At 58.9% G+C, this 22,643-nt stretch carries 16 protein-coding genes; 9 read left to right on the top strand and 7 right to left on the bottom strand.

Features of this window, described 5'->3' with window-relative positions; genetic code table 11:
- Positions 1-199 precede the first annotated feature (199 nt).
- On the bottom strand, positions 200-2,068 hold the full coding sequence (locus JTM80_RS19925; RefSeq protein WP_172356696.1) for a glycosyltransferase family 39 protein: 1,869 nt from the start codon (positions 2,066-2,068) through the stop codon (positions 200-202).
- 216 nt (positions 2,069-2,284) lie between these two features.
- Between JTM80_RS19925 and JTM80_RS19930 the strand changes: the two genes are divergently transcribed.
- Positions 2,285-3,130 carry a DUF2993 domain-containing protein gene (locus JTM80_RS19930; protein ID WP_205370157.1) on the top strand — a complete coding sequence of 282 codons (846 nt, stop codon included), beginning with the start codon at positions 2,285-2,287 and terminating at the stop codon, positions 3,128-3,130.
- Between the two features lie 50 nt (positions 3,131-3,180).
- On the opposite strand, the gene JTM80_RS19935 is transcribed toward JTM80_RS19930, so the two are convergent.
- A complete protein-coding gene (locus JTM80_RS19935) occupies positions 3,181-3,570 on the bottom strand; it encodes a DUF1823 family protein (protein ID WP_172356692.1) in 390 nt (129 codons plus the stop codon).
- 211 nt (positions 3,571-3,781) lie between these two features.
- On the opposite strand from JTM80_RS19935, the gene JTM80_RS19940 reads away from it, so the two are divergent.
- Together JTM80_RS19940 and aroB are read left to right on the top strand one after the other, a co-directional pair.
- On the top strand, positions 3,782-4,831 hold the full coding sequence (locus JTM80_RS19940; RefSeq protein ID WP_205370158.1) for a hypothetical protein: 1,050 nt from the start codon (positions 3,782-3,784) through the stop codon (positions 4,829-4,831).
- Positions 4,831-5,934 carry a 3-dehydroquinate synthase gene (gene aroB, locus JTM80_RS19945; RefSeq protein WP_172356687.1) on the top strand — a complete coding sequence of 368 codons (1,104 nt, stop codon included), beginning with the start codon at positions 4,831-4,833 and terminating at the stop codon, positions 5,932-5,934. The genes JTM80_RS19940 and aroB overlap by 1 nt, the downstream gene beginning before the upstream one ends.
- A 206-nt stretch (positions 5,935-6,140) precedes the next feature.
- On the opposite strand, the gene JTM80_RS19950 is transcribed toward aroB, so the two are convergent.
- Positions 6,141-6,500 carry a co-chaperone YbbN gene (locus JTM80_RS19950; protein ID WP_172356685.1) on the bottom strand — a complete coding sequence of 120 codons (360 nt, stop codon included), beginning with the start codon at positions 6,498-6,500 and terminating at the stop codon, positions 6,141-6,143.
- Between the two features lie 58 nt (positions 6,501-6,558).
- Positions 6,559-7,269, bottom strand: coding sequence for an NnrU family protein (locus tag JTM80_RS19955; protein WP_172358954.1), 711 nt, complete (start codon positions 7,267-7,269; stop codon positions 6,559-6,561).
- Positions 7,270-7,821: 552 nt separating this feature from the next.
- Here JTM80_RS19955 and JTM80_RS19960 point away from each other — a divergent pair.
- The 3 genes from JTM80_RS19960 to JTM80_RS19970 all read left to right on the top strand — a co-directional run bounded on the left by JTM80_RS19960 (position 7,822) and on the right by JTM80_RS19970 (position 11,139).
- Complete coding sequence (locus JTM80_RS19960) at positions 7,822-8,502, top strand: DUF4129 domain-containing protein (protein ID WP_172356683.1); 681 nt, start codon at positions 7,822-7,824, stop codon at positions 8,500-8,502.
- A gap of 63 nt (positions 8,503-8,565) precedes the next feature.
- A complete protein-coding gene (locus JTM80_RS19965) occupies positions 8,566-9,777 on the top strand; it encodes a DUF4350 domain-containing protein (protein WP_172356681.1) in 1,212 nt (403 codons plus the stop codon).
- A gap of 420 nt (positions 9,778-10,197) precedes the next feature.
- Complete coding sequence (locus tag JTM80_RS19970) at positions 10,198-11,139, top strand: MoxR family ATPase (RefSeq protein ID WP_172356679.1); 942 nt, start codon at positions 10,198-10,200, stop codon at positions 11,137-11,139.
- 74 nt (positions 11,140-11,213) lie between these two features.
- On the opposite strand, the gene JTM80_RS19975 is transcribed toward JTM80_RS19970, so the two are convergent.
- From JTM80_RS19975 to JTM80_RS19985, 3 genes are all read right to left on the bottom strand, one after another.
- Entirely contained in the window at positions 11,214-13,901 is a 2,688-nt protein-coding gene (locus JTM80_RS19975; protein ID WP_205370159.1) for a CPBP family intramembrane glutamic endopeptidase, read from the bottom strand.
- A gap of 14 nt (positions 13,902-13,915) precedes the next feature.
- A complete protein-coding gene (locus JTM80_RS19980) occupies positions 13,916-17,722 on the bottom strand; it encodes a CAAX protease (RefSeq protein ID WP_172356675.1) in 3,807 nt (1,268 codons plus the stop codon).
- Positions 17,723-17,935: 213 nt separating this feature from the next.
- Positions 17,936-18,607 carry a response regulator transcription factor gene (locus JTM80_RS19985; RefSeq protein ID WP_172356673.1) on the bottom strand — a complete coding sequence of 224 codons (672 nt, stop codon included), beginning with the start codon at positions 18,605-18,607 and terminating at the stop codon, positions 17,936-17,938.
- Between the two features lie 908 nt (positions 18,608-19,515).
- On the opposite strand from JTM80_RS19985, the gene JTM80_RS19990 reads away from it, so the two are divergent.
- From JTM80_RS19990 to JTM80_RS20000, 3 genes are all read left to right on the top strand, one after another.
- Positions 19,516-20,592, top strand: coding sequence for a Gfo/Idh/MocA family protein (locus JTM80_RS19990; RefSeq protein ID WP_172356671.1), 1,077 nt, complete (start codon positions 19,516-19,518; stop codon positions 20,590-20,592).
- Between the two features lie 235 nt (positions 20,593-20,827).
- On the top strand, positions 20,828-21,541 hold the full coding sequence (locus tag JTM80_RS19995) for a polysaccharide deacetylase family protein (protein ID WP_205370160.1): 714 nt from the start codon (positions 20,828-20,830) through the stop codon (positions 21,539-21,541).
- A gap of 166 nt (positions 21,542-21,707) precedes the next feature.
- Positions 21,708-22,529, top strand: coding sequence for a tetratricopeptide repeat protein (locus tag JTM80_RS20000; protein ID WP_172356667.1), 822 nt, complete (start codon positions 21,708-21,710; stop codon positions 22,527-22,529).
- The last annotated feature ends 114 nt before the right edge of the window (positions 22,530-22,643 follow it).

Here is a 22,643-nt window from a genome sequence, read left to right on the forward strand (position 1 = left end):
AGGGTAAGGTACTTATAAGTACATATATTCAAAAGAGGAGGAATAACCCACGACCCACCTCACCGATGATGAAGTAGCGCTGCTAAAATCCCTGCTCATTGCCCTGCGGAGCATCAAAATCCGCGACATCGACAAGGCCCTGGTGATTCTGGCAGGGCAGATCGGGTCCGCAAGTCTTGAGCGGATTGTTGGGGAGCGTTTAGTTGGGCTGGGGCGGCGGCAGCGCCACGGGCAGTTGCAGGCGCACTAGGTCATACTTGCCCGCTTCGGCCAGCAGCGTCATCTGCTCCGGTGGCAGGTTCAGGTCTTCGATTTTGTAGCCCAGCCCCACCAGCAGCATCGACGGCGGATCGCCCTGGCCGCGAGACTGGCGACGAATGTAGGCGATCGCCGTTTCCTGGCGCTGGGCAAAGAAAATCGGTCGATGTCCATAAAACACCAGACTCGGCTTGTGTAAGCCCGCCATCATGATTGGCTCGTCGGGCTGCTGCTGTTCCACAATTTCGGCGGCAAGCTGGCGCAGGGGCAGTTGGCGATGAATGTCCAGAATATCCATCAGCGGAAACACAAACAGCAGCAGCGTCAGCGCCATTGCCGCTAGGTTTACGCCCCACAGCCAGCACCCCTGTCGTCGGATTAACAGGGCGATCGCCCCCAGCAGCGCCAACCCCCAGATCACCGTGCCCATGATGGGCAGCCCCGACCGGGTGATAGCTTCCTCTAGTCCGCGCACGGCGTTGTCGCTGTCTAGCCAGGGGGCGCTGTTGTAGCTGGCGATTGCCAATGCCGCCAGCAGCAGCAAATTCAGCCCGTGGCTCAGCGCCATGCCCCAGCCAGCGCGGGGTCGATGCAGCAGCAGATCACTCCAAAACAGCGCAACCAGAATGGCGATCGCCGGATAGAGCGGCAGCACATAGCTGGGCAGCTTGGTGACGGCGATGGTGAAAAAGCCAAAAATCACCGCTGCCCAGATCAGCGCAAATAGCCCAAGCTGGGTGCGGCGGTCTTCTGCCTGCCAGCGCGACCGTCGCCAAAACCGCAGTCGGGCGATCGCCGCAGGCAAATGCGCGGAATAGGGCGCAAACCCCACCAGCAGCACCACGACGTAGAAATACCAGGGCGCACGGTGCTGGTTCACCACGCGGGTAAAGCGCTCGACGTTGTGATAGCCAAAGAAGGCGTTGATGAACTTGTCGCCATTGGCAAGGGTGACGAGGATATACCAGGGCAGGGCGATCGCCAGAAACACCAGCCCGCCCCGCAACGGGCGCATGTCCCTCAGCACGGTTCGCCCGTTGCCCAGATACAGCAAAAACGCCGCCACCGTCGCCCCCGGCAGCACCACGCCCACGGGCCCCTTCGTCAGCACGCCCAGTCCACACAGCACAAAAAACGCCAGATACCAGCGCTCTTTTGCCCTCAGTGAATCTGGCGACGCGGCATAGCCCCAGAAAAATGCCAGCAGCGCCCCGCCCACGCAGGCACTCAGCAGCATATCCGAAACGCCCGTCCGCGCCCAGGCAATGGTCTGCAAGTTCAGCGCCATCAGCCCAGAGCCAAGGACGGCGGGGAACCAGTGGAATTTGAGGGATGGCGGGGATGGGGCGGATGACGGGGATGGCGGAGATGGGGCGATCGCCTCCTCACCGTCTGGCTCTGCCTTTGCGGACAAGCCGGGTCGGGAATAGCCAAACCGCAGCAGGGTGAAGAAGCCGAAGACCACCAGCGCCGCAGCAGACAGGGCAGAAGGCAGCCGGACGGCCCATTCGTTGACCCCAAGCGTTTTGTAGGCGATCGCCATCAGCCAGTAGATCAGCGGCGGCTTGTCAAATCGAGGCTTTTCGTTAAAGTACGGCGTGATCCAGTCGCCCGTTTCCACCATTTGGCGCGTCGCTTCGGCAAACAGTGGCTCGGTTTCGTCCACCAGCCCAATGCTGCCCAGTTGCCAAAAGAAGCCCAACCCGCAGAGCAGCCCCAGCCACGCCGCCACCAGCCCCCATCTCAGCATCGGGCGCTTGTCGAGGTGCTGGAGCCAGGGGCGGAGGTGGGGAAACGCGAACGAGGTCATGGGTCAGCGCAGGCGGGGAAGAGGGGAAAAATACCGTTCCCATCATCGCATCATCGCCCCTTCTGTACATCCTCAATCCGTCTCAATCCGTTGTACAGGCTGGACCCTACGCTCAAACTTCAAAGGTGGGGCAATCCCTACTCTGGTGTGGATAGAGTGGACAGAAGGGGGGGATGACGCGGGCGCTACACTGGAGGAAGCGAATCTGTAGGCCCGATGACCCATTTTCAACCGCAATCCTCTGACCCGACCACGGCCGACTACGAGGCTCCGGCGCTCGACCCGCAGGCTCCGGCGAGTTTGCCCGATCCGGATCGCAACCTGCCCGTGCCGCGCCAGAGCCATATCATTAGCACGATTCTGACTCCGGCGCTGCGGCTGTGGCTGCGATCGCAGGTGGAACACGTAGACGACCTGAATTTGCTGATTGAGGGGGGCGATCGCCAGTTGCTCACGGGTCTGATTCCCCGCGTCACGATTTCGGCGCGAAACGTGGTCTATCGCGGGCTATACCTGGAGCGCATCACCCTGGTCGGCCGCGGCATCAAGGTCAACTTTCGGCAAATCTTGCGGGGCAAGCCGCTCCAGCTAGAGCGAGCCGTCCCGGTGCAGGCAGAAGTGCGCCTGTCGCAGCAAGACCTGAACGACTCGCTCCAGGGGCCTCTGCTGGCAGGCGTGGTGAACGATCTGCTGCTGAATTTGCTGAAGGCGGGAGCCGCGCCGGATCTGGTCACGCCAGATGGCAAAACGCCGATTTTGCTGGACGACTTTCGCGCCAAAGTTGCCCCAGGGCTGTTGACGCTGGGTGCGGCGCTGGTGTCGAGCAATCAGGGCAGTCCGGTTCCCTTCATCATCCGCACCGGACTCCGCACCACGAACGGGCAGCAGCTTCATCTGGTGAATCCGGAGTGGCTGCCTACGCCCAAGGCAAAGCGCGGGCTGGCGCTGCACGATTTAGACGGATTTGCGCTGGAGTTGGGCAGTGATGTGGAGATTCAAGACCTGGAGTTGGGCGATCGCCACTTGGTCTGTCGCGGCAAGATCAACGTTTTGCCCGAATAGTTTTGCCCGAATAGTTTTGCCCGAATAATGGCCGACTGCACAGCGGCAAGTTAGCCGGAGGGATTCTGCTCGGTCTGCTGGTCTTTCATGTAGCCCAATAGCCAGTTGGCAATCGTGGCGCGGCGCGTTTTGCGGGGCACGAGTTCGCCCACCTTATAGCCACCAAAGCCGAGTTGCTCTTTCAAAAGCTGCTTGTTTTCGGGCGCAATGGAGCGGGTCAGCTTGACGGTGGCCGGGCGGCTGTCGATAAAGTCAGGCGGCTCTGGGTAAGCGTTGCGCCAGTCTTCGGATACGGCGGCAGTGTCCCAGGAGCCGTCTTCGCGCTGGCGATAGCCCAGGCAGTGCCACACCAGTCGATTGGCGGTGGCATCGTCGAGGGTGTCATTGAGGATGGCCCACACGGTTTCGACTGTGAGGGACGGTGGATTTGTAGTACTCATGGCGCTGATGGCGAATTGCGTCTGTCGGTGCAGTCGGTCTGCGAAATATGCAAAAATCATGACACGCAGTGAAGCGCATTGCAGCGTTTCGCAAGTTGGGTTTTGCAAGTTGGGTTTCGCAGGTCGGGATAGAGGGGCGATCGCCCAGCTTCTTTCCCGGCGCTGCGCTTCAGATCTCTTTATCAGATCTCTTCAAAGGTATCCCGTGGAATTGATTAACGGTCCTTACCAGATTCCGCCGCCGAAGGGGTGGTCGCCACCTGTGGAGCCTGTTCCCCCTGCTCAGGCATCTGCACATCAGACCTCTCCGAATCTGCCGCTTTACCCAATCGAATATCGACCCATTTCGCCGCCGATCGGGTCGCGTCCGGTAGGCGCAACTGTGCCGCCGCCGATTGGGTCAACCCCTGCGAACCTACCGATTCAGCCGCCGATTGGATCACGTCCGGTGGGCGAAATGATTCAGCCGCCGATCGGGTCGCGTCCGATAAACTCGCCGATTCAGCCGCCGATTGGATCAACTCCTGTGGGCGCAACTGTGCCGCCGCCGATTGGATCGACTCCTGTAAACTTGCCGATTCAGCCGCCGATCGGGTCAACTCCTGCGAACCTACCGATTCAGCCGCCGATTGGGTCGCATCCGGTGGGCGCAACTGTGCCGCCGCCGATTGGGTCGCATCCGATGGGCGCAACTGTGCCGCCGCCGATCGGGTCAACCCCTGCGAATCTGCCGATTCAGCCGCCAATTGGGTCACCTCCTGTTGGCGCAACGATTCGGCCACCGATCGGGTCGCGTCCGGTTGGCTCAACGCTGCAACCGCCGATTGGGGCTGCACCTGTGGACTATTACCGGCCGCCCTCGGTGGGGGCGTATCCGTCGGATTATGCGATCGCCCCTCCAGTTGGAGCGCACGGGGCCCAGCCTGCTGGAATGCCTGTGCGTCCCCCGGTTGGCGCTACGCCTGCGGAATACGCGGTTGCGCCGCCAATTGGTTCGCGTCCGCAGCAGCAGCCCCTGCCGCCGCCCGTGGGGGCCTACCCGTCGGATTACAGCATTGCGCCGCCCGTGGGTTCCCAGCCCCTACCCCACGCAGTGCCCCCCCCGGTGGGTGGAGGCTCGACCGAGAAGGTGCTGTCGCCGCCGATTAGCTGGGTGCCGCCGACCCATGCTGCGGGCCAGGCCGTGCCGCCGCCCGTAGGGGGCCCGCCCAAAGATGAAACCCTGGGCTATTGGCAGTCTTACGGAGCGAAGCAGGATTGATGAACGCTGTGATTTCGGTGGATCTGCCGCAAAATTCCTACGAGGTGGCGATCGCCCCCGGCAGTCTGTCGCAATTGGGAGCCTGGCTCCAGCCGTTGGGATTGGGGCGCAAGCTGATGCTGGTGTCGAACCCGATGATTTTTCGGCGCTATGGCGAAGGGGCGATCGCCTCGCTGGAGGCGGCCGGCTTCGACGTGTGCCACGCGCTGATTCCGGCGGGTGAGCGCTACAAGACGCTGGGTTCGATTCAGAAACTCTACGATGTGGCGCTGGCCCATCGGCTAGAGCGATCGTCGGCGGTTGTGGCGCTGGGCGGCGGCGTGGTGGGCGACATGGCGGGCTTTGCGGCGGCCACCTGGCTGCGGGGCATCCGGTTTGTGCAAGTGCCGACCTCGCTGCTGGCGATGGTGGATGCCTCCATCGGCGGCAAAACCGGGGTAAACCATCCCCACGGCAAGAACCTGATCGGCGCGTTTCACCAGCCGCGCCTGGTGCTGATCGACCCGGAGGTGCTGGCGACGCTGCCGCCCCGTGAGTTTCGCGCAGGCATGGCAGAGGTGATCAAGTATGGCGTGATTTGGGATGCCGACCTGTTTCAACAGCTAGAGCAGGCAAAGCGACTGGATCAGCAGCGCTATGTCTCGCCAGAACTCATGCAGACGATCTTGACGCGATCCTGTCAGGCAAAGGCGCACGTCGTCAGCAAGGACGAGAAGGAGGCGGGCCTGCGGGCAATTCTCAACTACGGGCACACGATTGGGCACGCAGTGGAAAGCCTGACGGGTTACAAGTTGGTGAATCACGGCGAGGCGGTGGGCATTGGCATGGTGGCGGCAGGGGCGATCGCCCTCCAACTGAACCTATGGGATGCAGACTCTAACCGTCGCCAAACCGCGCTGATTCAGAAAGCGGGCCTGCCTACGCGCCTGCCCGCTGGACTCGACCTAGAGGACATCATTGCTACCCTGCAAACCGATAAGAAGGTGAAGGCGGGCCAGGTGCGGTTTATCCTGCCGACGCAAATCGGCACGGTGATTGAGACTGACCAGGCTACGCCAGCGGTGATTCGCAAGGTGCTGCTGGCAATGGCTGAAGCGGCTTAGAAAAAGCTTAGAAGAAAAAATCTTAGAAGAATTCTAGACAGGCAGCTTCACGTCAACGCCCTGGTATAGAGGCTGGATTGAAAAGACGTAATTGCGGGGCAACTTGCGAGGCAACTTGCAGGGCGATCGCTACACAGGCTCACCCGTGCAGCGACGAAGGATATCTGGAGTATACGAATTGGGGTATAGCAAACTCGCTAGGCGTGCTATGCCGTGTAGCTGTAGCTGCCCAGCAGAGAAGCAAGCACCGCATGGAAAGACTCGGAGGCATTGCGGATGTCGTCTCGACTGGCGAAATGATCAAACCGATGCAGCACCCTGTCCCCTTCCACCAGCAGCAGCGTGGGCAGCGTCGTCAGCCGATAGGTATTTGCCAGCTTAAAGTTTTCGTCGGCGTTGATCGTCACCAGCTTGATCTGTCCGCCCCATTCTGCCTGAAGCTGATTCAGCATCGGGTTCATGAGCCGACATAGCCCACACCAAGGGGCCCAGAAGTTGATCAAAACTGGGGTCGAAGATTCCAAAACTTCTTTCGAGAAATTGCTTTCGTTAACAGAGAGTGGCATAGGAGTTTTTAAGAAGAAAGGTTAAAAACCAGCAGGGGATCAATCGGGGATCACACGATTACCCTAGATTACCTGTTGCTTGGATGAATAGCGGGTGGGCAAACCAGAATAGCAATACAAAAATCGCCACGCCGACATAGGCGGGGCGAAGAAACTCTTTGAATTCGAGCGTTTGACGACCATCGAGAATTGCTAAAAAGGGAATGACCGATGTGCGGGCTTTGACCGCTGCAAACGCTTCGCCGTAGCGCTGGGTCAGGCGGCGATCGCCATGCCACACGCCAAATAGGTGATGCAGAATCAGCCCCGCAGACGTGACCAGCATGAAGGTCGTCCCCAGCCACAGCGTATGGGCAATACACCAGATCACCTGTCCCACCATCTGTGGATGGCGGGTAATCCGAATAATGCCCGTTTCATAGAGATGAACTTGAGGTTTTTGAATAGCCGCAATTTCTAGCAGATTAAACGTAGCCGGATAGAGAAACAGGAACGAAATCGCCGACAGCGCCCACACCAGCGGTTCCACCCCTGGTACACCCTGCACATTCCACAGTCGCAGCCCGTCGTAGCGGTGCTGGATAAAGTAGACAATGAGCAGCGTGGCTAGGGGCAGGCTGACTAGCGCAAAAATCACTCGATAGGGACGTGCCCCGATGCGTTTTTCGGCATAGGGGCGCAAGGCCGCGAGGCCGCTATGGGCGATCGCAAACCCGATCAAAAGCCCAAACATTACAAAGTGGCTGGAGGTAAGCCAGTCGTCACGCATGAGATGAGAAGCCAAGTCGGGAGATCAGGGGGTACAGTGGCAGCGGTTACGGAGGCAAGTCCGTCGAACGGGCAAACCGGGCAGCATAATCCTGGTCTGTAACCTGGTTTATAACCTAGTCTGTAAGATCAGCATCAAAACCAGCCAGATTTTGAGCCAACCACAGCAGGGATCAAAACTCCCTTCGTGTTACAGGATACAGGTTCCTGCATATTCAGCCAATGCTAATTTCGCCAAAATGGGAAGATTCTTGATCCCAAATTGATCCTAAAGTTTCATTCCGACAGAAAACGCAGAATTACGGGTTCCAGTCCGTGGCTCATTTGTGGCTCATTTGTGACTCATTTTTAAGCAAAACGACCTGTTTGCCTTCCAGAAAGCTAGGACTTACGCAGTTGGACGATTTCTCGCGGGCGGCGCCCGCGAGAAATCGTCCAAAACCCAGAAAATTTAATCGCAAGTGCGTAAGTCCTAAAAGCATCCATTGATTGGGCAATTGTGTCGATTCCCTTGCCCCCTGATATTTTAGGGAGAGAGTGAACAGCCGATGCGATGGGTATTGCAGTGAGTCTTACGGTCTATTTAACGGCCTATTTAGCCGTCTATTCAGCAGGGGCGATCGCCACCGCAGCGCCAGAGGCCGCAGGCACCTTTGCCAAAACGAGTCTGGATTGGCAGGTGCAGCGATCGCTCCAGCAGGTGGGCGAGTGGATCGAGTGGGTGCTGTTTGGTGAAAGCCCGAACCGCCCCAATTTCTCAGGCTGGATGCCGCCAGAGTGGGTCTTGCAGGCGCTGTTTTGGGGGATTGTGGGGCTACTGGGAATTTGGGCTGCATGGTGGCTCGTGCAGTGGCTACGGCCTTATTGGGAGGCATTTCAGCGGCAGCAGGGCCGGGCGATCGCCCCCATGCCCCCAGCCCCAGCGCCGGATCTCAGCACTGCCGAATGGCTGGCCCGATCGCAGGCGGCCCAGCGCCAGGGCGACTATCGAGAAGCCTGCCGAGCGCTGTATCATGCCGCGCTGCATCGACTGAGCGATCGCCACCAGATTTCGCCCCTGCCCAGCCGCACAGATGGCGAATATCTCAACTTGCTGAATGCGCTGCCCAATGCTCAGCCCTATGAAGTGCTCATTCGCACCCACGAGCGGCTCTGTTTCAGCCCGACTCCGGTTTCGGCAGCAGCCTTCGAGCAGTGTGAGCGGGCCTACCGGGAAATTTCGACTTCCCAGTAGCAATCTTGCAAATTTTGTCGAAATCTTGCGGAAGTGTTGCTATGAATTTGCTATGAAGCTGCCATGAAGCTGAACCGTCGCGCCTGGATTGTTCTATCAGTTGCACTGGCGACGCTGGTGGTCTTGAGTGCGATCGCCGCTCCCAGCACCCGCCTGCGAGCCGGATCGACCTACGGCCGCGCCCCCGGCGGCTATGGAGCCTGGTTTGCCTACATGCAGGCGCAGGGAACCCCCGTGCAGCGGTGGCAGCGCCCCTTTGAGGACTTATTGGAGCTGCCCGATTCCAGCCTGCCCGAAGCCATGCCCATTTCGGCCCATGCTCAGAGTCCGGGGAGCGGCGCTGGCAATCCTCCGTCCCCTGGCTCTGGGGAAAATCCGGGGGCAGGTTCCTCCCTCGACGATCGCCCGGCGGAGCCGATGACGCTGGTGGGCATTGCGCCGCTCGTGGAGCAATTATTACGCCCCGACGAGGCCTGGCTGCGGCGGGGCAACGTGCTGGTGCTGGTGGGTGTGCGATCGCCCGTCACGGGCGCACCCTTTCGATCGGTCTTGCCCACCCCCCAGGGCGAGGTGACCGTGGAAACCACCCGCCGTCAGGCTCCGTCGCCCGGACTCAATGCCCGCTTGAGCGATTCGTTTGGACTCGTTGCGTGGGAGCAGACGGTGGGCGCAGGCAAAGTTATCCGCGTTGCCACGCCCCACCTGGCCGCCAATGCCTATCAGGACGAGCCGGGAAACTTCTCGTTTCTGGCCAATCTGGTGACAGAACCGGGGTATCCCGTCTGGGTAGACGAATATATCCACGGTTATCGTGACCCCCAGAGAGAGGCTGCGACCGGGCGATCGCCCCAATCCGTTTGGGCATACCTGAGCCGCACGCCGATCGCGCTGCTAGTTGTGCAATCCTTGGTGCTGCTGATGCTAGCGGTGTGGGCTGGCAATCGCCGCATGGGACAGCCGCTGCCTGACCCACCGCCCAAACTGGACAACAGCGAAGCCTACATCCAGGCCCTCGGCACTGTCCTCCGCAAAGCCAAATCGACCGAATTTGTAATCGACATCCTCTGCAAGGCTGAACAGATCAATCTCCAGCGATCGCTCGGCCTGGGCACTATTCCCGCCGACCTGCTCACCCTCTCCCAAGCCTGGGAGCAGCACACCGGCCGCCCCGCCGCCGAACTCCGCCGCCTGCTCAACCCAGAGCGAAAGAAACGGCTGGGCGATCGCGCTTTGCTGGACTGGGTGCGTCGGGTGCAGGCGTTGAGGCGGGAGTGATGGCATGATGGCGGCATGGTGGACTGGTGGGTTGGTTGGCAGATTGGAGTGACGGAGTGACGCAGGCGGCAGATAGCGAGATGATGGAAGGATAAAAGGAGGCTACTGTCGGACAGACCTCTCGATTGTTTGCATAAGGCTCTGTTTGCATAAGGCTCTGAAAAATCCCCCTTAAATCCCCCTTAACTAAGGGGGACTTCCGAGCCAGTCCTCCCTGCTGCGGGTCACTCCGGGTTCGGTTCCCCCCTTAAACAAGGGGGGCTAGGGGGGATCAAAGCATCGCCGCTCAAGCCTAGAAGACTTGTGTATACCCAGTAGATGAAAGCAGGAGAGTAAGATTTCAGATGCCCTGCTCGCCCGGACTCCTATAACTTCTATAAAAAGTCCTCCCAGATCTGTTACTCCAGCACCCCACGCTCTATGCCCAACCCCTTCCAGACCCTCGCCCAAGCGCTCGATCGCGTTGTCGTTGGACAGGCTGCCCTGTCGCAGCAATTGCTGGTGGCGCTGCTGTGTGGCGGGCACGTCATCCTGGAAGGTGTGCCGGGAACGGGCAAAACGCTGATGGTGAAAGTGCTGGCGCGGCTAGTGCAAGGCGATTTTCGGCGGATTCAGCTCACGCCTGATATCCTGCCGTCGGATATTTTGGGCACGAATATTTTCGACCTGAATACGCGCAGCTTCAGCCTCAAAAAAGGGCCGATTTTTACCCAAATCCTGCTGGCAGACGAGATCAACCGCACGCCGCCCAAAACCCAGGCTGCGCTGCTGGAGGCGATGGAAGAACAGCAGGTGACACTGGATGGCGAGAGTTTGCCATTGCCAGACCTGTTTTGGGTCATTGCCACGCAAAACCCGCTGGAGTTTGAAGGAACTTATCCGCTGCCCGAAGCCCAGCTGGATCGTTTTTTGTTCAAGCTGGTGGTGGATTATCCCGACCCCAAGGCAGAGCGACAAATGCTGGTCAACGCGCAGGCGGGACTGCAAAATCGGCGGCTCGACCTGAGCCGAATCAAGCCCGTCATGTCGGTTGAGCAAGTCCTGAAAGCCCGTCAGCAGGTTCGCGCCGTGCAAATGACCGATGCCCTGGTGGATTATCTGCTGGCGCTGGTGCAGCGGAGCCGACAGCATCCGGATCTGGGGCTGGGTGCATCGCCCCGCTCGGCGGTGGCCTGGCTGCAAGCCAGCAAAGCTAGGGCATGGCTAGAGGGGCGCGATTTCGTTACCCCAGACGACGTGAAGGCGATCGCCCGTCCGCTTCTTCGCCATCGTCTCATCCTCCGCCCCGAAGCCCAGCTTGACGGGCAGCAGGTGGATGAGGTGATTACCTCGCTGTTGGGTCAGGTGGCAGTTCCCCGATAGGATGGGAGATAGGAGAAGGATCAGTCATCTAGACTTGTTCAGGCTTGTCAGGACTCATCTAGACTTATCTGTACTTATCCGTCGGCCTTGTGCCACTTTAAGACAGACGGCGTGTGCTGCCAGCCGCCCAGCAGCAGCCACCACGCGCTGACGGCGATCCAGTGCAGGGCAATAATTGTCCATGCCGATTCAGTCAGACGATAGGTCAGAATAGTGGCTATTCCCAGAAGCATACTGAGCACCAGTCGCAGCGGAGCAGTTTTGTCTTGCTGCTTTGTCAGCCGGAGATACAGCCAGCGGTATAGCACGTATAGCCCCAGCGCCAGCAGTGCCCAGCCCCACCAGCGCCATTCGGCGAGCCAGGGCTTGGGATAGGGAATGAGCAAAACGCGAAACAGGTATTCTTCCAGGAACGCGGGTACGAATAGAAACTTGACCAGCGTCAGCAATGTCTGTCCCCAGGACAGGGAAGCCGGTTTCCAGGTGAGGAACTGCTTGACGGCATAGGATGGGGAGGTTCGTTGCATAAAGCGGGTAAGGGCGATCGCCACCACGCCAAACGCCAGCAAGACCGTCAGCATGATGAGCCAATCTACGACGCGAGGAATCGTCGCGCCGCCGAAGGTGCGATGCACCAGGAACGTGAGTAGGGGCAGTTCCGTGAAGGGCAATTTCCAGCCGCCAAAAATCAGCGTCGCCTCCAGGGGCGCAATGCCGGGGTCGTTGCCGCCGACCTGGTTGGGCCGCAGAAACCAGAGCTTTGCGCCGTTGGTGAGAAACAGCATGGCCAGTTCGTCGTGGGCCTGGCGGGGCATGGCGGTGCGCCAGCTAATCAGCCCCGTCAGCAGATTGCGGATTTGGAAATCGTCGATGCTGATGAATTTGCCGGGGTCTTCGTCGGGCGATTCGCGCAGCGCCCCCTCTGGAGATCGCACGCCCATTAGCACGTCGGCATTTTGCGCCCAGTCCCAGCGCAGGATTCCCATCGGCATCAGTTGTTTTTCCAAATCTCGTCCCAGCCGTGCCAGCCGCCGAAACCGCTGCGTGGTGGGGTTGTCGGGGTTTGCCCGTAGCCATTCCATGACTTGGGGATTGTTGGCAACGGTCTGGCGGAAGCGCTGAATCGCCAGAAACATTCCCTGCGCCGAGTCCTGCACACAAGACGCAGCCGAGGTAATGGTCGAATCGCCCGTGCCGTCGCCAATGCGATAGCGGGCCCCGATCAGGCTCAGTTCGCCCAGCAGTTCGTTAAAAAAGGACAGTCGAGTGCCGCCAAAGTCGTAGTCTTCGGTCAGCGTGTCGAGCTTGACTAGCACATCCGACACGGGGCGCGTTCCGGCTTTGCCGCGAATCAGGCTGCCCATATAGTTGTGCCAGGTGTTTGCGCCGGAGAGGGTGCCGTCGGAGCCGTTGCCATAGACCTGGAGGTAGTCCAGGTTAAAGATGAGTTCGTTCGTGAATGGATCGCGCACCACCTGCCCCAAGCCAAAGGAAAAGTGCCCCGCGTAGGTTCCCAGAATCAGCAATTCACGGGCTTTGTGGCTACCGCCGCGTCCGCCATATAGGTGCATGAGCAAAGCGCGATCGCCCTCTTTCCATTCAGCTTTGGCGTTCTCTGACGTATTCGCGCTGGCATCAATCAGGACGCTCTGAATCGTTCCCTTGCGCTGCTCTACGGACTGCCAGTTGCGGAAGTTAATGTAATCCAGCCCTTTGCGAAAATCGAGGATTGTTTGCTGGGGCTGGAGTTGCACCAGCATTCGTGGCTGCATGGATTGCACCGTGAATTTCCCTGTGCGATCGGGCGATCCGGTGATATACCAGCCTGCATCCGCGACAGGCGCTCGCACCAGGTCACGAGTCGTTGCGTTAAACACGCCGTCTTTATCTTGTGGCTGTTGCGGAACGCGAATAATTTCCTCTGCCCCGTCAAACTGGCGTGAGGTGGGGTTGTAGTGGCGCACTCGAAAATCATCACTCTCGCAGGGCAGTTCACCGGGACACTGGGCGGGCAGATCGGCAGGATTTGCAGGCGGCACGGGTTCGAGAAACTTCACTAGCCCGATGTATCGTCCGGTTTCCTGAACGGGTTCGCGCACCACGCGCAGCGTCGGCGATGCACCCGGTTGTCCTTCTGGCGTGACCCGGCCGCGCAGCACCACCGTCACGTCGTCGTAGGGATGGCCCCCCGCCAGCGATTGCAGCGGCCCGATGCGATCGCGCCCATTTAGCCGAATCGGGTGGATGATGCCCTTTTCCAGCGTCTTTTGCACAGCGGGCGGAAACCGTACATCGCGGGAGGCTTTGGCCACGTAGGCCTGGGTGAGGGGAGTTGGCTGCCAGGCCAGGCGCACGGTTTGCCCCACCCAGTCGCGATATTCCGCAGGCGCAAGGTGGACTTCGAGCCAGGCCCAGTCGGTTTCCCGCGTCGCGGCGGCGGTCTGCTGATACGCTCCTGCACTGGGCAAAATCAGCCGACCCACCCAGTCCCCCAGCGGACGATAAGCGTCAGACGGCTGCGCGGCGATGGGGTAATAGTCGGGCTGGTTGAAGGGCGCAATGACCGTGGAGGCGTATTGGGAAGGGAAGAGCGAAAGATGTTGTGGAGGTTCGCTGGCTTGCAGGGGCGTGTCTCGCAGGAGTGTGTATAGAGGCGTGTATGGAGGCGTGTATAGAGGCATGAACGCGAAGGCGATCGCGCTAATCGCCGAAACCCAGAGCCAGCGTTCCCATCGCCGTGCTGTTCTCATTCGTCGCCGCATTCCGAAACCTCATGCTATAGCGTCATCGGTGCAATCGGTTCAATATCTGGATCGTATCCACCGACCTGGTTCGTTCGCAGTACCCATATGGATGCACCATGTTTCAGAAACGCATGGGCGATCGCATCACTAGCTTTGCGCGGCAGGATGGTTCGCCAACTGCCTAGCCCAATCCACAGGTTCCGCAAGGGATAGTCTTCTAGCGTGCTGCCGAGGTTGTACTCGCTGCGTTCCCAGTCGCGTCGCAGTCCGCCAAAAGATTGCAGCTTACCTTCCAGATCCTTGCCCAATTCTCGAAGCTGCTGAAACTGTCGCGCCTGCTCTGGCTCTTGCAGCAAGAGTTCCAGAATGCGGGGATTTTCGCGCAGGGTGCGTTCTGTGTTGCGAATACTGGCAAATAGCGCCTGATTGGAATCCTGGGAACAGTTATAGGCGGCGTTGACATAGGTTCCGCCCGTGCCGTCGCCAATTCGATAGCGGGCCGTCATCACCTGCAACTGTCGCTCTAGCAAGTCCAGCGGCGAAACCAAGACATTGCCGATTTTGTAAGGGTTGGTGTAGGCGGGCAGCTTGATCAGCAGGTCGCAGATTGGGCGCGTGCCCAGCCAGCCAAACTGGCGATCGCCCAAGTAGCGCGACCAGTGCAGCGTGCCTGCCACCAGCCCGTCGGTGTTTTGCGTATAGACCTGGTAATAGCAAATATCGAACTGGCGTTCGTCCGCCAGCGGCTCGTGGATGACGGTCGCCACGCCGTAGGCAAAGTGCCCAAAGAAAATCGGCGTGGCCGCGGCGGGTTCCTTTTTCTCGCCGCCGATGCCGCCGTAGGTATGCAGCACCAGCGCCTCGTCGCCCACGCGCCATTCGTCGATCGCCGCCTGGATTGCCGCATCCGACCCGTTGGACAGGCCGCTGCACAGCACCGACGCAATCTTGCCCTTTTGGGCCGCGATGTCCGCCCAGGTCTGCTTGCGGATGTAGTGGTAGGCTGCTTTGCTGCCAAACAGCACCGATTCGGGTTGCAGGCGGAACAGGGCACGGGGGGCGATCGCCTGCACCACAAACGCACCCGCCGCGTCCTTCGCGCCGTAGACGTACCAGCCTGTCTCGTTGTAGGGCGATTTTTCCAGGTCGCGGGTGGTCGAGGGATAGCTGCCATAGGCCTTGGCCAACACCACCTCTGGCAGCCGCATCGTTTCCAGCTTGCCGCTAAACTGCCGCGTTGCCCGGTCAAAATGCGTCACCACAAACTGGTCGCTACCCGCCACTGGCTGCTCAAATCGCACCAGCGCGTAGAACCGTCCCGTAATTTGCACAGGCGTATCGGCAATCAGCAGCACGTCGCCCTGCACCACCACAGGCGGTTCCAGCCGCACGATCAGATCATCCACCGGATGCCCCGCCGCCAGCGACTCCAGCGCGTTCACCCGCCGCCAGTGGTTGAGCCGATCGGGATGCACCATGCCGCCGTAGCGACTGCTGAATTCTGCCTCGGCGCTAAAGTGGACATCCTTCACGACCGAGTTCATGCTCTTTTGCACATTGGGGTAGTCTACCCAGCGCAGCCGTACTCGCTCTCCCACCAAGTAGCGGTAGCCCTCTGGGGCGTGGTGAACCTCCAGCCAGGTTCCCTGGACGTGCGATCGCTCTTCTGGCTTAGGCAAAATGAGCCGACCCATCCACTCACCGATGGGGCGATACCACTGGGGGTCCACAGTTTGGGCGATTGGATAATAGTCGGGGCGGTTGAACGCGGCTGCCTGGTACAGGGCATAATTGCTGGGCGTTTGGGGAATCATGTCGCCGGCCCGCAGCGCCTCCCCCCGCAAAATTTGCAGAATCGTCTCGATGGTCTGCTGCAAATGGGTGCGACCGTCGGGTAGCGTTGCCTGGGGGTCCATATATCCACCGGGAACTTGGTGACCGACCGGCCCAGCCGAGAGAACGGTGACTTTGCCCTTGCGCTTGCCCCGATTCCAGTAGGACAGCGGAAACAGCTTCCAGCGGCCAGGAAAGATGATGGGGCCGACCCGCTCCACCACATCCTTATCGCCGACGATGTGATAAAGATGCTCCAGCACCAGCACGTTGTTGTTGGCGCTCATTACGCCGCCCAGAGAAATCACGTCGATGGGAGCATTGGTAGACCGCTTTAGGTAGGGCGCAGCCGCCACAGACATTTCGCCACCGCCGCTATAGCCCAGCAGCGTAATCGGCACACGGCTGCCGGGCCGATAGCCCCGGCGCACCAGCCCGTCGAAAATCACCTGGGCAATGCCCTGGTTATAGATGGGGCCATAGCGCTTATCGGACGACACCGCCACGATCAGCACGTTTCGCAGATTCACCAGCATCCCCAGCAGCGCCGCTGGGTTGTTCCACCGCATCTTGTCTGCCAGTCGCCACAAAAACGCCAGCGGCCGGTCTTCATACAGCGGGCGATTCAGCACCGAATACATCATCAGACCCTCAACCAGTTCTACATCTTTGGGCAGAGCGGGCTTGAGAGCATTCAAAAAGTCTTCGATATCGGGGGTGTATTCTTCGCCCGACTGGGCAATGCCGTCCAGATATACCAGATAATGATTGATTTGCGGGATGTAGGGGTCAGGGCGATATTGCTCCGCGGCGCCGGGGCGATCGCCCGCTTGCAACCCCTTCAAGCTGGTTTGAGCAGTTTCATACTCATTTTCATGCCCATACTCATACCCATGTAGAGATGCATTCACCGCTGTTGCATCCAACTCGTCGCCATACCAACCGGCCCACCAGCCCAGCGACTCCAGCGGCGCGATGATTCCCGCAAACACCGTCGCCACCACGCCAATCCAGGCTAAATCAAACGTTAGACGAAACGGGGTCGGCAGGCCGTTATACCAGCCAAACAGCCCATCCCGCACTGGGCGCATCAGCACAAAAACTAGCCAGAAGGCGATCGCCAGCGCCAACAGCCCCAGCACCACCTTCACCACCTGGGGAACGCCGCGTGTTTGATAGTCAAGCTGTAACACGGGGTCATTTGCTTCCGGCACGTCCACCGGACGCAGCGAATAGCCAGAAGACGGCTGCTCCAGCACCGCCTGAGACACGCTGCGAGCCGCCTCCGGATGCGATCGTCCCGCAGCCGCCACCAACTGACGCACCTCCGGCAAAGCCACATCCGACGGGGGAATAATTGGCTCTGCGGGGCGGGTCCCAGACAAAACGCGCTCCCGCAGTTCACGAGAGTCTTTAGCCAGTTCGACCCCCGCCACGCGATCGGCCAGACGGCGACCAAACTCGGCAATCGGCTGGGCGATCGTGCCTTCCAAAAGTTGCTTGACGACCCAGCCCAGCAGCACATAGGCCAGGGCTTCGCTGGCGCTGAGCCGAACCACCACCGCAACCCCTACCAGCATCGACAGCAAGTTCCACACTGACAGCAAATTCTGAATCGGGTAGCCCAGGTAGGGCAGCGCTCCTAGAAACCCAAACAGCAGCGGCGCATAGCCCAGCCCTAGCACCGTCACCAGCGTCGGCAAGGGCACCCGCACAAACCCCGGCAGCAGCCCAATGAGCCAAGTGCTGAGGGCGAGAAACAGAAACCCAAAGGCAAATAGAACAGCATTTAGCAGCAGGCTAAAGACAAAGCGGCTGGGCTTGACGCGGTTGACAAATAGAATGATGCTCTGCCCCACCCCTAGCGATAGCCCCGCCAGCAGCACAATTAGCAGCGCCAGCCAAAAGCCGCCGGGCAGTGTCACAGCCCGCCGAAATGCATCAGATTGTAGCGAAAAAGCTCCGCCGATCAGCTCAGCCGCCTGATTCCACGCTGTATCAGCCATGATTTCACTCCTAAATAACGCAATGGGCGATCTTGCTGACCGCCAGGCCGTTGCTGCGATAATAAACCGCACCGCGCAAATTCAGAAGTTAAATTGCCATAAAAAATTGCCCTAAAGCAAATTCACGCAAGCGCTCAAGTCGAAACTGCTCCTTTGGCAATGCCATTGCAGTAGTGCAGTAGCCGCTATTCCACTAGGGCTATTCCACTGGGGCTATTCCACCAGATGGTGATCCATCACGTAGCGGACGAGTTCGGCGCGGTTGCTGGTGTTGGTCTTGCGGAGGAGGCTGCTGACGTATTTTTCGACCGTGCGGGGGCTGAGGTGGAGGCGATCGCCAATTTGTGAATTCGACAGACCATCCGCCAGCAGCGACAGTACCCCCTGTTCTCGCAGCGTTAGACCCAAATCGCTCTCTGGTTCCGCAGCGGACGGCTCCTCGGCTGATCGATGCGTGCCAGACTCCGCCGCCTGCGACGCGCGGATCTGCCGTCGCCATTCGGTCTGGATCAGCTGCGATCGCTCCAGCAAATTTCGCACCACCGCCCCCAACTCCTTCAGGTCAAATGGCTTCGGCAGATAGGCATCACACCCAAGCTGATAGCCCCGAATGCGTTCCTCTGTGCGGCTCAGCGCCGTCAGAAAAATCACAGGCAAAAGCCGCAGCGCGGGCTGCGATCGCACCTGTCGCACCAGCTCAAACCCATCCATCCGGGGCATGGCCACGTCAGTCACAATCAAATGCGGCTGCACTTGATCGACCAAGGCCAGGGCCTGCTCACCGTTTTCCGCCATCACCACAAGATAGCCAGACAACTCTAAGTAGTCGCCAATCGAAAGCCGGGTGCCCAGATCATCATCCACTACCAGAATCGTCAGAGGCATTGCGGAGAGCCTGAGTTCAGAACCATTGAGTTAGTACAATAAATACAATAATTTCCACCGATTTCCACTAGCCTAAGCCAAGATTGTCAGAATCCGTCAATTTTTCCCAACCGAGCCGACCCAAACGCCAGGAAGGGCGATCGCCTCTCTACTGCGTCCTCAGCTTGCTTGATAACCAAATCTAGATACTTTCGGCCTTGCCAGATGCTAAGCCGGACTAAAGGCGATGCTTGCGATCTTGGGAGAGCGTGTGGGGGCTGTTTGATGGAGCATTTGTGGCGTAGCCCAGTAATACGGAACTTTCAGAGCGGAACTTTCAGAATGGAACAGCAGTCTTTCATGGTCAGATTCAGACAAGCCAACCCGCGACCCGCAGCTCCGGTAAACCAGCCTTATAAAATTAACCTGGAATTGGCTAGGCAGTGTCTTAAAACTTTCTAGGTCGTTCAATGTCCTGAGTCGATCCCTCTAAATCCCCGCGGTTACGCGCCGCTTCGCTAGAAACAAGGGGGACTTCCGGAGCAGTTTTGCCCGTTTCCCCCCTCGTTAAGGGGGGCTAAGGGGGATCAAAAGGCTTTAAGACACGCCCTAGGCAGACCGCAAGACAAGCCATAGTCAGCAGGTTATCGAGAAGTCAGCAGGTCATCGAGAAAAGTGAACCAGCAGAAACCTAGCGCAAGAAAAACCGACACAGGAAAAACTGACACAAGTGAAACTATATCTTGATCATCAGCCATCCAGAATAAAGACGACTACTGATATCATAACTTTGTCAAGATTTGTAAGTTTTCTTCAAACTGTCCCGTTCATATCCAGCGGCCCCAAGCCTTCCTGAGCAATGGATTGGGTCAGCGCTCCAAGAGAACAGCGGCTCCAAATTAGCGATTGTGGTGTAGGAGAGTGCAGGCGTGCAAAACGGATTTGTTGGAACTGCGGATACCTCAGCGCCACGCAGCTCGCATGATCCCATTCGAGTTGGCGTGATCGGCGTTGGCAATATGGGCCAGCACCACACCCGCGTCCTCAGCTTGCTCAAGGACGTAGAACTGGTGGGCATTTCCGATGTCAACGTCGAGCGAGGGCTGGATACGGCAAGCAAGTATCGGGTTCGATTTTTTGAAGACTATCGCGAACTGCTCAAATGCGTAGATGCGGTCTGCGTGGCAGTTCCCACCCGGCTGCACTACTCTGTGGGGCTGACCTGTCTCCAGGCGGGGGTGCATGTGCTAATCGAAAAGCCGATTGCCGCCAGCATTGCCGAGGCAGAGCTGTTGGTCAACGCGGCGGCCGAGTCCAACTGCATCTTGCAAGTGGGGCATATTGAACGGTTTAACCCGGCGTTTCAGGAACTCAGTAAGGTGCTGAAAACAGAGGAACTGCTGGCGCTGGAGGCTCACCGCATGAGTCCCTATTCCCAGCGGGCCAATGATGTGTCGGTGGTGCTGGATCTCATGATCCACGATATCGACCTGCTGCTGGAACTGGCCGCTGCGCCTGTCACGCGATTGACCGCCAGCGGCAGCCGCGCGTCGGATTCTGGCTATCTAGATTATGTGACGGCGACGCTGGGCTTTGCCAACGGCATTGTGGCCACGCTGACTGCTAGCAAGGTCACCCATCGCAAGATTCGTCGCATCGCTGCCCACTGCAAGAATTCCCTGACGGAAGCCGATTTTCTGAACAACGAAATCCTGATCCATCGGCAGACGACGGCCAACTATCGAACCGACTATGGGCAGGTGCTTTACCGTCAGGATGGGCTAATTGAAAAAGTGTATACCAGCAACATCGAGCCGCTACACGCCGAGCTAGAGCATTTTGTGCAGTGTGTGCGCGGTGGCAAACAGCCTTCGGTAGGCGGCGAACAGGCCCTCAAGGCATTGCGGCTGGCCAGTCGCATTGAGCAGATGGCGCTGGATGGGCAGGTGTGGCAGCCGGATGATCTGAGCGGCGTGCAGTCGGAGGTGTCGGCGATCGCCCTCTAGCCTCTTGCCTGTTCTAGCCTTTGGTAGCCTTTGGTAGCCTCTGGTCGTCGCAGGTGGCTTCAGGCGCTATCTTAGACTTTGCAAGTCTTCTGACGAATCTGGCGTTGATTACGAATCAGGCGACAAATGCAGGCAACAAATTCAGGCAACCAAGCAGGGTCGGATCTTTGGGATTTATCGACAGGCTCCCCACTCTTTACTATGGAAAGGTACGTTGTTTTGAGTGCGAGAGGCTATGGGGCTTGCTCAGCAGCGGCTCGTGCAGCAGGTAGCGCGGGCCTTTCCGGACGGACTGTTCTATAAAGAAACCACCGAGCGCGTGGTGACGCTGACCATCGACGACGTGCCCACGCCCGGTGAACCAGAGGATGAGTCTACCCAAAAGATTTTGGAGGCGATCGCTGAACACAATCGCCAGATCGAAGATCCAGACCGCCATGTACGGGCCACGTTTTTCATTATCACCAGCCACCTCAGCCCCGAAAGCACGATTATTCCTCGCATTCGCGCTTACGGGCACGAAGTCGCCAACCACGGCATCGTAGACGACACGACCGCCCTCCAGCACCCCGAACTGTTTGCCCTGCAAATGCGCGAAGCCCACAACCGCATCTGCAAAGATTGCAATCAGCCCATCCGCTGGTATCGCCCAGGTCGCGGGCTATATGCCAAGAGCATGGTTCCCAAATTGCAAGCCATGCCCGGTTACGAACCCCGGTTTGCCCTGGCCTCCATGATTCCTGTAGACACCTTCAAGCCAACAGACAACGCCCTATTTAGCGCCTGGTATGTGTCGCGCTTCGTGTTTCCTGGCGCTATCTTGGTGATGCACGGCGGCTCTGCCGAGCGCTCCGAAAAAACCGCCGCCGCCATTCCCCTGCTGCTCGACTACTTGCAGCGCAAGGACTATCGCGTGGTCACGCTATCCGAACTTTGGGATAACTATTAGGTTGTGGAACGGGTAGGCTGTGAAATGGGTAGGCTGTGGAATTAGGCTTTGGAAATCTAAAATCCAAAATCGCAAATCCAAAATCAAGAATCGACCTAAGTCCTGCGATTGGCTCCCATCCCTCCTGCCCTTTGCATTGCACCCCCAAACCTGTCATGATCAGCCTATGCTGATTTACATTTTTTCATGTTTGCTGGCAGCGCTGTTCTGGCTGGGCGCGTGGCCCTTTGGAATCGCGGCTGAGGCGCTCCCAACAAAATCACCGGAACCGCTTCCGGTCGAGCTTCCGTCGCTGAGCGAGCTGCGCGAAAAAGCGTTTGACGCAACCAACCGGGGCAGTTTCGCAGAGGCAGAAACCTATTGGACGGAAATTTTGGAGCAGTTGCCCGACAACGCGGCCGTATGGAGCAATCGCGGCAACTCGCGCGTCAGCCAGAACAAACTGCAAGCGGCGATCGCCGATTTTGACAAAGCCACCGAACTGGCTCCCGATGCTCCCGATCCCTACCTCAATCGGGGTGCGGCGCTGGAGGGATTGGGCCGCTGGGAAGAGGCGATCGCCAACTACAACAAGGTGCTAGAACTCGACCCCAACGACGCGGCTGCTTATAACAATCGGGGCAACGCCAAGGCTGGCCAGGGCAACTGGGAGGCGGCAATCGCAGACTACCAAAAAGCGGCAGACCTCGCGCCCGATTTTGCCTTTGCCAGAGCCAATTATGCGATCGCCCTCTACGAAACCGGGCAGATCGACGAAGCCATCCGCACCATGAAAAACCTCGTCCGCAAATACCCCCGCTTTGCCGACATGCGGGCCGCCCTCACCGCCGCCCTCTGGGTCGCGGGCAACCAGGGCGAAGCCGAAAGCAACTGGTATGCCGCCGTTGGGCTGGATGCACGATACAAAGATTTGGACTGGGTTGCGAATGTCCGCCGCTGGAGTCCGTCACTCGTCAGCGCCCTGGAGAAGTTTCTGACCTTGAAGTAAATAGGACTGACGCAGTTGGACGATTTCTCACGGCCTGCGCCCGCGAGAAATCGTCCAAAACCCAGAAAGCTTATCGTAAGTGCGTAAGTCCTGGTAAAACTGAATCCAGCCCCA

This window comes from Thermoleptolyngbya sp. PKUAC-SCTB121 (assembly GCF_016919485.1).
In the GTDB taxonomy this organism is placed as follows: Bacteria; Cyanobacteriota; Cyanobacteriia; order Elainellales; family Elainellaceae; genus Thermoleptolyngbya; species Thermoleptolyngbya sichuanensis.